General features: G+C 34.1%; 15 protein-coding genes and 1 pseudogene. 8 read left to right on the top strand and 8 right to left on the bottom strand.

Translation table 11 applies throughout. The features are described from left to right. Window positions 1-403 precede the first annotated feature (403 nt). Window positions 404-1222, top strand: coding sequence for a transporter associated domain-containing protein (locus tag AAGD79_RS06925; RefSeq protein WP_341811372.1), 819 nt, complete (start codon window positions 404-406; stop codon window positions 1220-1222). A gap of 66 nt (window positions 1223-1288) precedes the next feature. On the opposite strand, the gene AAGD79_RS06920 is transcribed toward AAGD79_RS06925, so the two are convergent. Both AAGD79_RS06920 and AAGD79_RS06915 read right to left on the bottom strand, forming a co-directional pair. Continuing rightward, on the bottom strand, window positions 1289-1633 hold the full coding sequence (locus AAGD79_RS06920; protein WP_233395610.1) for a hypothetical protein: 345 nt from the start codon (window positions 1631-1633) through the stop codon (window positions 1289-1291). Window positions 1634-1647: 14 nt separating this feature from the next. Continuing rightward, on the bottom strand, window positions 1648-1941 hold the full coding sequence (locus tag AAGD79_RS06915; protein WP_006280049.1) for a hypothetical protein: 294 nt from the start codon (window positions 1939-1941) through the stop codon (window positions 1648-1650). Between the two features lie 133 nt (window positions 1942-2074). Between AAGD79_RS06915 and purM the strand changes: the two genes are divergently transcribed. Then, window positions 2075-3112, top strand: a complete 1038-nt coding sequence (gene purM, locus AAGD79_RS06910) for a phosphoribosylformylglycinamidine cyclo-ligase (RefSeq protein WP_341811370.1) — start codon at window positions 2075-2077, stop codon at window positions 3110-3112. Here purM and purC read toward each other — a convergent pair. Beyond that, window positions 3109-3831 (bottom strand): phosphoribosylaminoimidazolesuccinocarboxamide synthase, encoded by a 723-nt coding sequence (purC, locus tag AAGD79_RS06905; protein ID WP_010081959.1) that lies wholly within the window; start codon window positions 3829-3831, stop codon window positions 3109-3111. The two genes, purM and purC, sit on opposite strands and share 4 nt — an antisense overlap. Window positions 3832-3905: 74 nt before the next feature. Between purC and trmD the strand changes: the two genes are divergently transcribed. Then, window positions 3906-4616 carry a tRNA (guanosine(37)-N1)-methyltransferase TrmD gene (gene trmD / locus AAGD79_RS06900; RefSeq protein WP_007549279.1) on the top strand — a complete coding sequence of 237 codons (711 nt, stop codon included), beginning with the start codon at window positions 3906-3908 and terminating at the stop codon, window positions 4614-4616. Continuing rightward, entirely contained in the window at window positions 4600-4977 is a 378-nt protein-coding gene (gene rplS / locus AAGD79_RS06895) for a 50S ribosomal protein L19 (RefSeq protein ID WP_006279489.1), read from the top strand. Before trmD ends, rplS begins: the two co-directional genes overlap by 17 nt. Window positions 4978-5025: 48 nt before the next feature. Here the strand turns inward: rplS and AAGD79_RS06890 are convergent, their stop codons facing one another. Then, entirely contained in the window at window positions 5026-5208 is a 183-nt protein-coding gene (locus AAGD79_RS06890; RefSeq protein WP_341811369.1) for a hypothetical protein, read from the bottom strand. A 48-nt stretch (window positions 5209-5256) separates the two neighbouring features. Here AAGD79_RS06890 and pstA point away from each other — a divergent pair, with 48 nt between their 5' ends. Continuing rightward, entirely contained in the window at window positions 5257-6507 is a 1251-nt protein-coding gene (pstA, locus tag AAGD79_RS06885) for a phosphate ABC transporter permease PstA (RefSeq protein ID WP_341811368.1), read from the top strand. Between the two features lie 6 nt (window positions 6508-6513). After that, the gene (locus AAGD79_RS06880) at window positions 6514-7311 is read left to right on the top strand and encodes a phosphoribosylformylglycinamidine synthase subunit PurQ (protein ID WP_341811367.1); all 798 of its coding nucleotides are present in this window, start codon (window positions 6514-6516) and stop codon (window positions 7309-7311) included. Window positions 7312-7973: 662 nt separating this feature from the next. On the opposite strand, the gene AAGD79_RS06875 is transcribed toward AAGD79_RS06880, so the two are convergent. Together AAGD79_RS06875 and lipB are read right to left on the bottom strand one after the other, a co-directional pair. Further along, the gene (locus AAGD79_RS06875; protein ID WP_341811366.1) at window positions 7974-8999 is read right to left on the bottom strand and encodes an LD-carboxypeptidase; all 1026 of its coding nucleotides are present in this window, start codon (window positions 8997-8999) and stop codon (window positions 7974-7976) included. Further along, entirely contained in the window at window positions 8999-9616 is a 618-nt protein-coding gene (lipB, locus tag AAGD79_RS06870) for a lipoyl(octanoyl) transferase LipB (protein WP_265043357.1), read from the bottom strand. Before lipB ends, AAGD79_RS06875 begins: the two co-directional genes overlap by 1 nt. Window positions 9617-9773: 157 nt before the next feature. Here lipB and AAGD79_RS06865 point away from each other — a divergent pair. Then, window positions 9774-10034, top strand: a pseudogene (locus AAGD79_RS06865) (phage portal protein); the annotation flags it as partial. Window positions 10035-10038: 4 nt separating this feature from the next. Here AAGD79_RS06865 and AAGD79_RS06860 read toward each other — a convergent pair. Further along, window positions 10039-11385, bottom strand: a complete 1347-nt coding sequence (locus AAGD79_RS06860; RefSeq protein ID WP_341811129.1) for an IS110 family transposase — start codon at window positions 11383-11385, stop codon at window positions 10039-10041. Between the two features lie 280 nt (window positions 11386-11665). Between AAGD79_RS06860 and AAGD79_RS06855 the strand changes: the two genes are divergently transcribed. After that, window positions 11666-12589 carry a phage portal protein gene (locus AAGD79_RS06855; protein WP_410541949.1) on the top strand — a complete coding sequence of 308 codons (924 nt, stop codon included), beginning with the start codon at window positions 11666-11668 and terminating at the stop codon, window positions 12587-12589. Between the two features lie 54 nt (window positions 12590-12643). Here the strand turns inward: AAGD79_RS06855 and AAGD79_RS06850 are convergent, their stop codons facing one another. After that, window positions 12644-15187, bottom strand: a complete 2544-nt coding sequence (locus tag AAGD79_RS06850) for an AsmA-like C-terminal region-containing protein (RefSeq protein WP_341811365.1) — start codon at window positions 15185-15187, stop codon at window positions 12644-12646. Window position 15188: the final 1 nt, after the last annotated feature.

Below are 15188 nucleotides of genomic sequence, written 5' to 3'. Positions count from 1 at the left end.
ATCTATTCTATTTATTCTTTTGTATATTAAAGTATAATAATAATAATAGTTCTATCAATAACTTGTTACTAACTTAAAATTCAGTAAAAATTGACGTTGCTCAACTTGTGGATAAATATGTGAGTAACTTTCGTATATTATTGATTTTCTGTTATGATTTATGTGTATAAGTAAGGTGTTTAGAGTGTTAGTAATTTTCTTTTATGGAAAATACTTTACCATCATGCATTGTTACACAACTATGTATATGTTGTTGAAAAAGTTGTTGATCAATTGTTGGTATTTTATATCAACAAATAATTCACAAATTAATTTGACATTATTCACATGCTTATTAAACATTTAATAACAGTTTTCTTGATAAATCTAATCTGAAAACGTTTTTGCCATTACAGGGAATAAATTGAGTAAAAAAAGAACCTTAGTAGAAAAAATAGCATATAGAATTTTTCTCTTCCTTTTCAAAAAAGCTTCTGTGTTGAAAAAGTGTGCGACCGAGGCATTAATGAAAGATCTGCCAGACCTTAATATATTAAATGGTCTATTAAAATTCCGCGATTGTGGTATAATGGATATAATGACTCCACGTACAGAGATATGCGCAGTAGACATTGAGTCAAGCGAGCGTGAAATAATAAAGAAGATAAAAAACACTTGCCACACTAAAATACCAATTTATAAAAATAACTTTGATAACGTAATAGGCTTTTTTTATGTAAAAGATGTTATTTTTAATAGGGATAAAAATTTTAATCTGAAACATATTATACAAAGCGTAATATTTGTTCCACCCTCGATGAAGACAACTAATCTTTTTGTTAGGATGAACTCTTCTAAATCATGCTTAGCTATCGTATTGGATGAATATGGTGGAACTGATGGTTTAATTTCAATGACTGATCTTATAGAGGAACTAATACCAAACATTGATAGTGAAAACGAAATAAATTCAGAATATACCATTACTGAATTGTCTCAAAATAAGTTTGAAGTATCAGCAAGGGCTCTTATAAAAGATATAGAAGAGGATCTAAAAATAGAATTACGTGACCCTGAAGAAGACTATGTTACACTTGGTGGTTTGATTCTTTCGATTGCTGGTAAAGTACCTTCTGTAGATGAAGTCATTAAATATAAAAATGGTATGAAGTTTATCATCAAAGATGCAAATGAGCGCTACATTAATAAAATAGTACTAGACTTAAGTGATTACAAAAATTAGATTTGATACCCCTTGTCGGGGAATGCCTTGACACGAAGAAAAAGTTGTAATAACCAAATATGCAACTCAAGTTATAGTTAAACCTATTTCCAGCAAATTATTTTCGCAAGTATAATGCATTTCAGTGTTATAGTACTCTAATAATAAAGAGGTCATATAGATATTAATATCTTTTGTATTTAAATTAGTGTCATTTTTTTTGATTAATTTGTCTACTAATGATTTGCTTATTGGTTTGTGTTCATTTAGAATTTTTATAGTTAATAGCATTTTATCTTCTGTTTGACTCAGTAAAACAGATACTAGTTCAACTTCCGCCACTGCACTGGCTATAGTTAGCACCATATTAGAAATTATCTTATTTATCTTTTCAATTAAATCTTCCTTATTTTTTGCAGAGTATGCGTCTATTTTCCACGTAAGCTTTACTTTTTTTTTAATAAATAATTTTCGATATTAGATTTGGTCTTATCAAAGCTATAATTATCCATTGAAGAAGAATATGCCTGCTTCATAACTTTATGTTTATATATTAAATCATCGGAGCTTTCTTTAAGAAACAACAACGCTTCCTTCTGCGCATCAGCATCATTCTTATCTATTACTTCAAGCTCTTCTACGCCAAACGTTATTCCATTCATAGAGTTAGCAAAGTCATGAAGCAGCCGTCCTGATAGCAGTTCCGTTATTAACAGTATGTTTTTGGTATTTTCGTTCATTGGATAATTATAAATGATTTAAGTTACCCTATATTGGTAAGTATATAATAGTCAATTAAGAGAAAGTTTCGTTGCACTTTTTATATCAAGGCATTAATATAGTATTAACAATTTTAAAATTTATAAAAGGATTATGAATACTTATACCAGATCAGGAATAGATATTGAACTATATAATAAGTTAATAAAAGAAGTCAAGCCTATTGCTCAAGAAACTACTAGAGAAGAAGTAATCAGCGAAATAGGTTCATTTTCTGCGTTATTTGATTTTGCTGCACTAAGTAAGAAGTATGACCATCCAGTACTCGTTTCCTCAACTGATGGAGTAGGTACGAAACTGTTGATAGCTCAAGAAGTGAATAAACATGATACTATAGGTATAGATTTAGTTGCAATGTGTGTAAATGACTTACTTGCACAAGGAGCAACGCCTTTGTTTTTCCTTGATTACTTTGCAACAGGCGTTTTGACCAAAGATGTTTTATTATCTGTGGTTAAGGGCATTGCAGAGGGGTGCAAGCAAGCTAAAATAGCATTGGTTGGTGGGGAAACTGCAGAAATGCCTGGAATGTATGGTAATAATCACTATGACCTTGCAGGGTTTGTGGTTGGTGTAGTTGATCGAAAGCAAATTCTTCCAAACTGTAGTATGATGAAGGCAGGTGATTATATAGTTGGCTTAGAGTCAAGTGGAATTCACTCAAATGGGTTTTCTTTAGTGCGCCATGTTTTCAAAAGCTTAGGTATAAATTATAACGATACATCTCTATGGAATAATAAATCTTGGAGTGAAATACTACTTGAACCAACAAAAATATATGTTGATTCTTTGCTGCCTATCATGTCACAAGTAAAAGGTATTGCGCACATCACGGGTGGTGGTTTGGTAGACAATATTCTGCGAATTCTTCCAAAAAACTTATTTGCAAACATAGACATTAATTCCTGGAAATGGCCAGATATATTTTTATGGCTAACAAAGGAGGGTAAAATAGAGAAGAAAGAAATGCTAAAAACATTTAATTGTGGTATTGGTATGGTATTGATCGTAAGTTCTGAGAATATGCAAAACGTGAAAAATCATTTCCAAAAACGTGGAGAAAAAATTGAAATTATTGGAAAACTTGATGAGGCATGTAACCCTCCACTTGATAGAGTAGTATTTAGTTAACCTAACTTTACTGACAGTCTTTTTGCAACTTCTAGGTATGCTTCCTTTAAATCTCCTAAATTCAAACGAAAGACATCTTTGTCTAGCTTTTTATAAGTATTTTTATCCCATAATCTGCAGTTATCAGGGCTAATTTCATCAGCTAAAACGATTTTAGTACTGTCATTTATTAATCTGCCAAATTCTAACTTGAGATCAACTAAATATATACTTGCATTTGAAAATAGGTGAACTAATATTTCGTTGATTTTTAAAGTTGTAGTTTTAACTTCATCCATTTCTTTGCTAGATAGCCAATCAAAATACAGTATGTGATTTTCACTTACCATTGGGTCGGCTAAGTCATCATTTTTGTAAAAAAAATCGATTATAGGAGATGCAAGCCTCTCACCTTCTTTGATATTAAAACGTTTGCAAAAGCTGCCAGCTGCGACATTTCTAACTACTACCTCAAGAGGTATTATCTTGAGTTTTTTGACTAGCTGTTCTCTTTCGTTTAGAGTTTTTATAAAGTGTGTGCTAATTTCTGCTTTCTCAAGCTTTTCCATGATAAAAGCACTAATATGATTATTAATTATTCCTTTACCATCGATTATTTCATATTTTTCCTTATTGAATGCTGTAACATCATCTTTAAAGTGCTGTATGACAATTGATAAGTCTTCAGTTTCAATAATGGCTTTCGCTTTACCTTCGTATATCGTTTTATTCAGTGACATGTTTAATTTAACTATATATTATATCAATTTACTATTCTTAGAGTATAGCCCCAAATAACTTAAAATAAACCTTAATGGCATTCAATGTTACAATATTAACCATATTCCCAGAAATGTTCCCGGGGTTTTTGAACTATTCTCTTGCCGGAAAAGCGTTAGAAAAAAAAATATGGAACCTTGAAGTAATAAATATTCGTTCTTTTGCGAAAGATAAACATTCAACTGTGGATGATGTTCCATATGGAGGTGGAGCAGGAATGGTTATGCGTTCTGATGTAGTTGGTGATGCAGTAGATAGTATGCTCTCTGTTCATAAAAACACTAAGTTTATTTACATGACTCCATCTGGAACTAAGTTTAATCAGAATATTGCCAGAGAATTATTAGAGTTTCCTCATATAACAATATTGTGTGGTCGATTTGAAGGTATTGACCAAAGGATAATTGATGCGTATACTCCTTATGAGTTAAGTATTGGAGATTATATACTTTCAGGAGGTGAGCCAGCTGCAATGGTGGTTCTTGATGCATGCATTAGACTTCTTCCAGGTGTAGTAAATAATACCGATAGTATTACTGAAGAAAGTTTTAATTATGGTGGTGGTGTACTTGAATATCCTCAATATACTAGACCTGAGCAGTGGAAGGGATATAAAGTACCTGAGGTTTTGTTATCTGGCAATCACAAAAAAATAAGTGATTGGAGGCAGAAGCAGTCTCATGTTATAACAAAAAAGCGTAGGCCTGAATTATTGAGTGGAGAGATAAATGACAAATTTACTTAAAAAATTTAACGAACAGCAAATGCAAGTGTTAGCTAAAGAAATACCAGAATTTCGTCCTGGCGATGATTTGAAGGTCACTTTTAAAGTAGTTGACGGTACAAGTGAACGTATACAGATATTTGAAGGTGTATGTATATCAAAAAGGAACCGCGGGTTACATTCTTCTTTTGCAGTCAGAAAAGTGAGCCATGGAGAAAGTATAGTGTCTCAGTTTTTTGTTTATTCTCCTGCACTGGTTTCAGTGCAAGTGACAAGAAAAGGAAAGGTTCGTAGAGCAAAACTGTATTATCTGTGCAAACTATTTGGAAAAGCTGCAAGGATCAAAGAGCGTACTACTTATGTTAAAAAGAAATCTAAGTAGATACAATAGGGAGTGATGTCAATTGTGTCATCTCAGAACTCTCTCTTGTCATCCCAGTGCGTGACACACAACTGTACGAACATTGTGTTTGCCTCCCCCTGTGGTGTCATCCCAGTGCTCCGACACTGGGATCCAGCATTCATTATTCTCCTTTTGGTTTGTGCTTTCATGGAAAATGTAAAAATTATTTGCAGGCAAAGCCTGCTGGATCCCAGTGTCAGCTACTTGCATGACAAAAAAGGGGAAAGTTTTTTCAAATCCTCGTGTAAAGAAAAGTAAATGAGTATAAAGAAAAAATTCCTTAAATTACTTCACTCAAGGCGTGTACATGCTCGTATAAAAAGGAAAAATAAAAAGAACAGAGCGCTACGCTTTTGTTCTTTCACGGCACTAGTTATCTCACTTGGCTGTCCTGTGTGTATATTGTTGAGTATATTAGTTAACTCTTACAGTGCCTTAACAGTAACGAAAATTTTATTGCCAGTTGAAATAAATGCTGATCTTGCTTTGGCGAGTAATCCTAGTGATTTGCGGTATAAGTCCATTGGCTTACTCAACGATTCTTTACGTAAGGTGTTTGGAGGAACTGATTTTAAAGACGGTGACGAAATTTTAAGTCGTAATTCTTACAAAGAACTAGAGAAATTTTTTCGTAAGAAAGTAAAAGATAGTGGTGAATATGAGATCTGGTTTACCGCGTCAAGTATAATTAATTCAATAAATAAAGATAAATATTTGAATGATCGTTATGCTAAATTACTTGATTGGCTAAAAGAAAAAGGGAGAGTGAAAAAATTTTTTAATAAGTCTTTATTCCTTAAATCTGACTCTCGTGAACCTGAGAATGCAGGGATTTTAGGTGCATTTATCGGCTCATTGATGACAATTATAGTGTGCCTAGCATTAGCATTACCAATAGGAATTATGTCGGGCATCTGTCTTTACGAATTTATGCCTAAAAATAGGCTCATGACCAATATTGTAGAAATTAGCATAAATAATCTTGCTGCAGTGCCTTCAATAATATTTGGTGTAGTAGGCTTAACTCTCTATCTTGGCATATTTGGGCTACCACGCTCTTCACCACTTGTTGGTGGAATGACTCTTTCATTTATGATGTTACCTAATATTATAATTGCAACAAAAAATGCCTTTGCGAATGTTCCTATTACGATAAAAGATGCAGCGTTTGCGCTCGGTGCACCTCACATCAAGGTGATATTAGATCACTCTTTACCGATTGCGTTACCAAGAATAATACATGGTACTGTGCTTGCAATTGCAAGGATTTTAGGTGAATCTTCTCCTTTACTTATGATGGGTATGGTGGCATTTATTGCTGATACACCTACGTCCTTTTTCGATCCGGCGACTGTTCTACCTGTGCAAATATACATATGGTCAAGCAATCCTGAAATTGCATTTGTTGAACTTGCTGCTATCGCAATTATAGCTTTATTATTGGTGTTATTTGCGTTAAATTTAGTAGCAAATTTTGTAAAAAGGAAATTCGAATTTTTTAATTTTTAGCAGTTCATGAAAATTACAGTCCTATCTGGTTATGGCTTAAATTGCGAAAAAGAAACTGCATTTGCATTTATGGAATGCAGCAGAAAACTTGGTATTGGTAATATTGAAGTAAAAATCGTTCACATTAACGATATCATAGATAATCCAGGTGAAGTGAAATTAAGCAATATACTTGCAATTCCAGGGGGTTTTTCCTATGGTGATGACACTGGTGCTGGTAATGCGTTTGCTTTACGTATTAAAAACAACTTGTTGGATGAGTTTCAAGAGTTTTTATCTCAGGACAAGCTGATTATAGGAATATGTAATGGTTGTCAGATATTAGTAAAATTAATTCCAGAGTTCTCTAATCTAGCTTTAATCCATAATGATATAGGCAATTACCAATGCCGCTGGATTAGAGTGAGAGTTAATCCGCAGAGTAATTCTGTTTGGCTACGGGGTCTGAGTGAACTATATCTCCCTATTGCTCATGGGGAAGGCAAATTTTTTATGGATCAAGATATTTTGAACCAATTGATTGAGAGCAATTCCACCGCATTACGTTACATTGATAAAAATGGCAACTATGCTAACCTACAATTTCCTTACAATCCGAATGGATCTACATACGACCTAGCAGCTTTATCAGATAAAAGTGGAAGAGTGCTAGCTTTAATGCCCCATCCAGAAAGGGGAATATTTTTTACCCAGCAAGATAATTGGCCCCTTGAAAAAGAAAAGAGCAAGCGTTTAGGTGTTGCTGTGCCAAAATATGGCGATGGAATGCTTATATTTGAAAATGCACTGAAGTATTTTTGTTAAAATTTATTGATAGGGATTTATGGTCGAAATTATCCCCTGATATTGCAAAAAACTTGCTTGACAAGCCTTGCCAGTTCCCTTATCATGAAACTGAAGCTATTTATTTATCTTCTCTGTACAGATTAAATGACAAAAAAACTCAATGTATCTGGCGTCTCATGTTTAATTTTTTGCACTATGTGCACTCTATGTCTTTATCAAATTTCTAGGTTTTTACCTATACAAGCTGAAATACGCTTATAAAGCATTTAAAACATCAAAAAACGCCAACTTAAAAAATGGATAGTGAATAATTAGCTACCCTAGGGTTTCTTTTGCCTTTTTTTCTGTTTAGTAAATTTCTTAATGTTTATAATTTAGATTAGTTGCGGCTTAAAAGCAACTGAATCGCGGTTATTAAACGTTTAGAATAAAAAAACGCCATACTTGAAAGTATAATGTAAGTAATTAGCCAACCACGGGGCTTCTTTTGCCTTTTTTTATTTGGTAAATTTCTTAATATTTATAGCTAAACAACAACCGTCATCCCGCTACTTATTAGCGGCTGAGATACCGCAGCAGTATGACGGTTCGCGGTGGCATGACGATAACTTCGTCATTCCGCTATGTGTTAGCGGCTAAGAGATACCGCGGCGGTATGACGGTTAAGTACGTGTTAGCGGCTAAGAGATACTGCGGCGGTATGACGTAGAGCTCGCGTTAGCTATAAGATTAGCTAAATTCTGCACGTCCATAAAAAACAAACCTTCTTTTTCGTCTTGAACGCTAATAATAGCGTGAGTGTTAAAAGGTAAAGGATCATTTGTATGTCCATGGCCTACCCCTTTCATTGTAAATACAGGAAAGTTAACACTTTTTGCAAACCTTTCTTTTACAACTTCAACAAGGTTATCGTTATAGCAGTTAACGAAATCCCCAAAGATTACTGCATGTACTCCATCAAAGATGTGAGCTTGTTTTAGGTGATCTAAACTGCGCTCTATTGCATATGGGTAAACTCTTATGTCCTCTAAAAATAGAATTTTACCTTTCGCATTTATTTGCCAAGCGGTTCCTATACTATTTTCAACTAGAGTCATATTACCACCGATGATTTTAGACTCTAATCTGCCATCTTTTAGTCTAATGCCATTATTTATCGTCTTTAGGTTATCAAATCTGATAGAATCCCGCTTGTTAAGAATTAACTCTTTCAATTTTTCAACAGAGCTTTCAGAAACGGAGTTATTTACTATCATTTCCAACATGGTGCCGTGAAGAGTTTGCCAATCATATTTAGCTTGTAGATGGATGTGCAAGGCAGTTATATCGCTATAGCCTATGAGGATCTTTTTGTTTTGAGCAATCCTTTCTTTTTTATCATTGGGTAACTTTTCTAGATAGGGAATTAACCGAGAAGCCCCTTCTCCTCCTCTGATACACCAGATTATTTTACTATCACCGGTTAGTGCACTAATCAAATCATTTGCTCTGAATTCATCAGAGTTGGAATAAAATGGATTATCATTACTATATATTTTCTCCGAAATATGGGGATTAAAATCCAAAGCTTCTACATATTCTTTTATAGTAGTCAGATCTAATTCTTTTCCCTTCGAAGAAGGAGCAATAATATCAACTTGGTCGATTGCATGAATACCTGTGTTAGCACATAAAGTGAGAATGAAATATAAAAGGTAAACAATCATTAAAATATCTTATAAAACTCTTTTTTTAGTATATCATCCAATTCAGAGAGTGGAACTTTCACTCCTAGTTCTTCCATTGACGTGACGCCATAATCTTGCAGTCCACAAGGAATAATGCCCTTATAGTGAGAGAGGTTGGGGGAGACATTAAGCGCTATGCCATGATAAGTTACCCATTTTCTTAAACGGATACCAAAAGCTGCAATTTTTTTTTCTACTCCATTGTTATTCACCCAAACACCTATTCTATCCTCTTTAAATTCTCCAAGTATATTAAATTGCTTTAAAACATTTATTATCCACTTACTTAGATCTCTAATATATAGCTTTATATCGCATTTGTTTCTTTTTTTAAGGTTTAACATTAAATATATAATGCGCTGTCCTGGACCATGATATGTGTATTTGCCACCCCTGCCTGTTTTATATATAGGAAATAATTTTTCAACAACGTCGTCATCTGTTGCACTGATTCCTGCAGTATAAAGTGGAGGGTGCTGGAGTAGCCATACTAATTCGTCTGCTGAATTATTGTAAATTTGTTGAATTTTTTCTTCCATAGATTTTACGGCACAGTTATAATCAATAAGCTGATTAGATATTAGCCATTCTGTCATATTCTATTTCTTTTTTTTTAGTATAGCAGTTCGTTTTTTCCTGTCACCCAAGTGCTTTCCTTCCGTCATCCCAGTGCGTGACACTGGGATCTATGTCTTAGTTTAACTACAGAATCTAAAACACTTTTAACTTTTAAACATCTTTCATGAGGCACATATGAATTTCAACATCTTTCAAAGAAAAAAAAGCGCAGTATTTACTAAATATTCTGCTTTGCAGCTAATGATGGAGCCAAGTTGGAGTAAGCGTGATTATGTAAGTTTTGCTGAGGAAGGTTACATAAAAAATGTTATTGCCTTTCGAGCAATTAATATGATTGCAAGTGCTGCATCTTCGGTACCTTTTACTCTCTGCCAGCTTACTGAACAGGGAAAATCGCAATTAAAAGCCCATCCATTACTGAAATTACTTTATTCTTCTTCTAAGAAACTCTTTCTGCTAGTAGCTCTTTTTTAATCAAGACACAACCAAATTCACTAGCTTTCTTGCTTAGAGTCTTCACTATTTTTTCCTTATATAACTTTTCATAGTAATCAATGCCCTTCTCTACATATTCCTGTCCATACTTTAGCATACTATAAAAAATGCACGCCAATTTCCTAGCCGTAGCGGTAATCGCTTTCGGTGCTCCTAGTCGTTTTTTTAACCTTCTGCAATATGCACCAATCCCACTGTTGCTTCTTGACACACACTGGGCAGCCATCCTAAAAGCATTTGCAGCACGAGCAATAACTTTGCGAGTTCTCGTCCCAAATACTTTTTCCCCTGTAACTTTATTAGCAGGACTTAGCCCCAACCAAGAAGTAAAGTGCTTCTCTGATGGCCATTTATCGTGGTTCAAACCAACTTCTGAGATAATTGTTTGTATAGTTAGCACATCAAGCCCAGGAACTTTAGTAAAATCAATACCGGTTACTCTATACAGTTCTTCGTGTAAAGGAAAGTCTGGTCTGTTTTTTGAAAACCTATTCTTTATTTTGCTGCATCGCTTATTCTCGTCAGATTTTGTTTCAAATGTTTTGTAATATTGTTCGATGCTTTTGTCGCATTCTGCTATTTTTTCCTGATAAATATTATACAATTCAAATTCTTGCTTTAACACAAATAAGAGTTCCTTTCTGTAGTCGCCTTTTAGCGCTTTTGCCATGGTAGATCTATCATTTCTTATCCGTACATCTCTCAATTCTGATAATTTTTCAGGATTCCTTTCACCTTCAATTATTGCTTTGATAATTTGCATACCGGTCACTCCAGTAATATCACTTATGACTTTGTGTAATTGAACGTTCATTTGAATTAACGCTTTTTGCATACGTAGAATATGTGTGGATGCACTTTCAATCAGGTTGCTACGTTGCCTAACGTAATTACGCAACACACACATTTGATCATCAGGTCTAAACGACCCATGGAGTAATCCATAGCTGTGTAATTGTTGTAACCATTGACAGTCTTGAACGTCGGATTTTCTACCAGGCACGTTCTTAATATATCGTGCATTTACCAATTTTACCTCAAATCCATATGACTCAAGTATTTGAAACAAAGGAATCCAATATACTCCTGTTGATTCCATAGCTACTGTTCTAACTTTACATTTCTTTAACCACCCTGCTAAGTTATGAAGATCAACTGTAAAGCATCCAAATTTTTTGACACGTTGTTCATCTCTTCCTTCAGGTACACATACATAATGTACAGCTGAGCCGATATCAATTCCTGCTGTATCAGGATTCACTATTTCTAGTTTACTTTTTGCCTTTATCATGGTAATTATCCTACTATAACTTATAATGGAGAAGCACTTAAGCTTGGGACGGTTAGATTATACAATCTTCTAATCGAGGTAGTCATAATAGACTCCATCAGTGGTTTAACCGTTCCTCCAAAACCACGCTCCTAAACGGGCACTTAAGCACCATTGATCAGTCGGTTATAACTGCAGAAGTACTTCTTGATAAATTATATATAAAAATTGCTATGGAAGTGAAGAAATAGTTTCTTTCCGGTTTAACAAGATTTTTTTCTTGTTCGACGCTCCTAATCCAATGACATCAAAATCGGAATTTATTGAGGGGATTGTAACTTATCGGTTAGTTAACGGCAATTCTTATATATTGATGATTGAGTCACAGAACAGTAGAAAACCACCAACAGAGCTTTATCTTCTGCGCCCCGATAGGGTTGAAATTGTTCCAGGGAGAAATAACGTTCCTTATATCTATCGTTATGCCATAAATAACAACAGTTATGACTTTAAAGTTGATAAACTAACCGGACGTTCAGCAGTGTTGCACCTAAAGACCTTTAACCCTTTGAATGATTGGTATGGGCTATCACCAATTGAGGCAGCTGCATATAGCATAGATCAGCATAATCAGGCGGGTGCTTGGAATCAAGCGATGTTGCAAAATGGGGCAAGACCAAGTGGTGCAATAGTTGTGAAATCAGCGAAAGATGGAAGTGGTGGAAGTTTAAGTCAAGAGCAGTACCAACGCTTAAAAGCGCAGATAAATGATCATTATTCAGGTTCTATAAACGCTGGAAGACCGATATTGCTTGAAGGAGGCTTGGAGTGGAAAGAAATGAGCTTATCGCCAAGGGATATGGATTTTATTGAGTCCAAACACAGCTCAGCTCGTGATATTGCGCTAGCTTTTGGCGTTCCACCGCAATTGCTTGGCATACCGGGTGATAACACTTATAGCAATTTAGTCGAAGCACGCTTATCCCTCTGGGAGCAGACGGTTTTACCAACGCTAGAAAATATTATCTGTCACCTGAATTCTTGGCTAACACCAAAATTTGGTGAAGATCTGTGCTTGTCGTATGACAAAGATGCAATAGAAATTCTCATGGAAAAAAGACAAAAGTTGTGGAAATATGTAGAAAACGCAAGCTTCATGACGCTCAACGAAAAGAGAGAAGCATTTGGCTTGCCACCACTGCCAGGTGGTGATGAGTTAGGTTAAGTTTGTATCCGTTCAGATGAGTTCATTGTCCCCTAAACCGTACGCCTAAGTAAATCAACTATTTTTCTTGCCAACCAGAGCGGTGAAGATTTGGTCTACATCAAAACTCATCTTAGGACGCCAAATAGGGCCATCCAAATGCATATCGATATAGATTGGATTACTATAATTTGGTGGTATGAAAAAGAACCTGAATATAGAAGCTAAAGCGAAGTTAGATAAGGTTAAATTAGAAGAGATCGACCCTGATGCTTGATCAATCCCGAACTGTAAACTAGTTGAACATATACCACTCTTAATACTTGCTTTTCCGCTAATATTTTCAAAAAATGTTTTACCATTATATATATCAATATAAGCAAGTGTGGAAATTTCAGACTTATTCTTACTGCTTAACAAATTAGTGATAAATGAATTAAAATCCACATTAGTAAATTCTATTCCCTGTGCTTGTAAATTTATATCTCCTGATAAGTTACTAGCCCAATCATGAAAACTTTTTCCTTGAGTTTTGATTTCACCATTTAAGCTTACCTGACCATTTACATTGTCAATTCCTATAACCTTACCAATCTTTTTAGTGTCCAAATTTACAATAGAAAATCTTGTATTCATTGAGTCTGATCTTAAATAACCCTGAAAAAACACTTGCCCGTGTTCTAATACGTAACTTGCCTGCCTGATAGTGATAGTGTTGTTTCTCATTACCGCATCCAAATTAAAATCTTTTAAAACATTCTGCTCGGTTTTAAATTCTGCAGTATTGATTTGCACATTTGCATCAAAGCCTTCTTTATCATCCAAAAAATCAAGCTGCTTTGTTGACCATTGAATTTGATCTATCTCATTTCTTGAATTTCTTTTCGTCTCTACTAAATTTGGTAATGTAATAATTTTTCCATTAAATTTACTGCCCGTAAGGTTAACATCTAATAAAGGTTTGGCGTATTTTTGATCTGCTAATATTTTTGCATTACCGGTAATATCGAAATCTTCTCCAGATAGTTTTATTTTATCTGCAACTAGCTTACCTTTTTCCATTTTCAGCAAAAAATCCAAATTTTTAATTTTCGTATCATTCAATGTAAGGTTATTAACACGGGCCTTTATATTTGCATCATACTGAAAATTTTTCAGCCATTGCATTTTAGGTAAACTGCTAAATAATGAATGATCATATTTATCTGCATCAAGATTATGCATGCTAAATTCACCATCGATCACACTGCGTTTTTTTGTGTGGCTTACTCTAATTGATCCTTGCAAGGATTCCTTATTATTTAGCAGTCTAATGTCTGAGATAGATAATATTCTTGGTGCAAGGTGCAGTTTAGAACTTAGTGTAAATTGATTTTTCTGGTTTTCTTTCATCTTTATAGAAGGGAAAAAACATGAAATGAATGACTCAAAATCATTTCCTTCGACTAATAAATCACCGTTGAATTCAGATAGGACATTATTGTTTGAGATCTCTCCTGATAAGTAAGATATATTATTGATTCCAGGAAATTTAAGAAGCGTATTAACTTTTACTTTGCCATCAGTGGATTTTAGTACAGCACGGAAATTGTCCAATATTTTGTTTTGATATTGAATGTTAGAAGCTTCTATATTAAAATTTAAGCTCAAGTTCTTTGGCACAACTGCTCTAAAACATTCCAGAAGATCCTTCATATTCATTGTTCTTTGTGAATCATTTTGTATGGAATCTAAATCAACTTTACTGAAGCTAATATTGAAATTAGTGTGATTGCCTTTTCTATCATTTTGTATTGTACCGCTGGCTTGCATGCTTTTGGAATCAATTTTTAAGTCAGTTGCCGTAAACTCACTTTCATTAAGACTTATATTGGATGATATCTTGATATTTTCGCTAGGAATAACACAAGAGAGAAAGCTAAGATTAATGATTTTTGCTAAATCACTCACAGAACCGGAACTGTTATTAATTGTTAATGTTAAATTACCCTGGAGTTCTTCTTGATTTCTATTACCTGTAAATAGCAAATTTACAAAATTTGATTCAACACTAATGTGTACATTCCTTTTTGTGATATTAACCTTTCCTGAAAAATCGTAATTATTATCACCTACCTTTACTTTACCAAAAAACTGCTTATTTTTTTTTACAGCAACTTCCTTTATGTTAACAATATCAGCGAAATCATTCTTGAAACTTACTTGGCTGTCTTTTATTACTATATTGACTGTGTTACCACTGGCGTTTGTATTTATAATATTAAGTAAATTTTCTTTGTTGCTTTTCATGCCAAACAATGTGATTGACTTTGGTTGCAACGAAAATAAAAACAACGATAGGAACGATGGCCTTATTTCAATTTTTCTTACACTAATTAAATCTGACAACTTTTGCTCTTTATTTTCGTTGTATTGTACGTATACATTATAAATAGTGAGCTTTGGGGTAATCAACGAAACTTTAATTTTTCCCCCAATATGCACTTTAGCATCATACGTCTTCTCTAACTCTTTTATGATATATTTCCTGTAGCCACTCCAATCCTTAAAAGTTGCAGCAACATGCATGAGAATTAATAGCAGTGAGATTGATAATATAGCATATAAAGAAAGTCTCATA

This window comes from Wolbachia endosymbiont (group A) of Oxytorus armatus (assembly GCF_964027005.1).
Taxonomy (GTDB): Bacteria; Pseudomonadota; Alphaproteobacteria; order Rickettsiales; family Anaplasmataceae; genus Wolbachia; species Wolbachia pipientis.
Note: the sequence above shows the minus strand (reverse complement) of the source record. Positions and strands in the feature narration are given on the sequence as shown.

Coding starts and splice junctions, on each gene's coding strand:
- AAGD79_RS06915 (WP_006280049.1), bottom strand. CDS start 1,941: ATGAACGAAAATACCAAAAACATACTGTTAATAACGGAACTGCTATCA.
- purM (WP_341811370.1), top strand. CDS start 2,075: ATGAATACTTATACCAGATCAGGAATAGATATTGAACTATATAATAAG.
- purC (WP_010081959.1), bottom strand. CDS start 3,831: ATGTCACTGAATAAAACGATATACGAAGGTAAAGCGAAAGCCATTATT.
- trmD (WP_007549279.1), top strand. CDS start 3,906: ATGGCATTCAATGTTACAATATTAACCATATTCCCAGAAATGTTCCCG.
- rplS (WP_006279489.1), top strand. CDS start 4,600: ATGACAAATTTACTTAAAAAATTTAACGAACAGCAAATGCAAGTGTTA.
- AAGD79_RS06890 (WP_341811369.1), bottom strand. CDS start 5,208: ATGCAAGTAGCTGACACTGGGATCCAGCAGGCTTTGCCTGCAAATAAT.
- pstA (WP_341811368.1), top strand. CDS start 5,257: ATGAGTATAAAGAAAAAATTCCTTAAATTACTTCACTCAAGGCGTGTA.
- AAGD79_RS06880 (WP_341811367.1), top strand. CDS start 6,514: ATGAAAATTACAGTCCTATCTGGTTATGGCTTAAATTGCGAAAAAGAA.
- AAGD79_RS06875 (WP_341811366.1), bottom strand. CDS start 8,999: ATGATTGTTTACCTTTTATATTTCATTCTCACTTTATGTGCTAACACA.
- lipB (WP_265043357.1), bottom strand. CDS start 9,616: ATGACAGAATGGCTAATATCTAATCAGCTTATTGATTATAACTGTGCC.
- AAGD79_RS06860 (WP_341811129.1), bottom strand. CDS start 11,385: ATGATAAAGGCAAAAAGTAAACTAGAAATAGTGAATCCTGATACAGCA.
- AAGD79_RS06855 (WP_410541949.1), top strand. CDS start 11,666: ATGACATCAAAATCGGAATTTATTGAGGGGATTGTAACTTATCGGTTA.
- AAGD79_RS06850 (WP_341811365.1), bottom strand. CDS start 15,187: ATGAGACTTTCTTTATATGCTATATTATCAATCTCACTGCTATTAATT.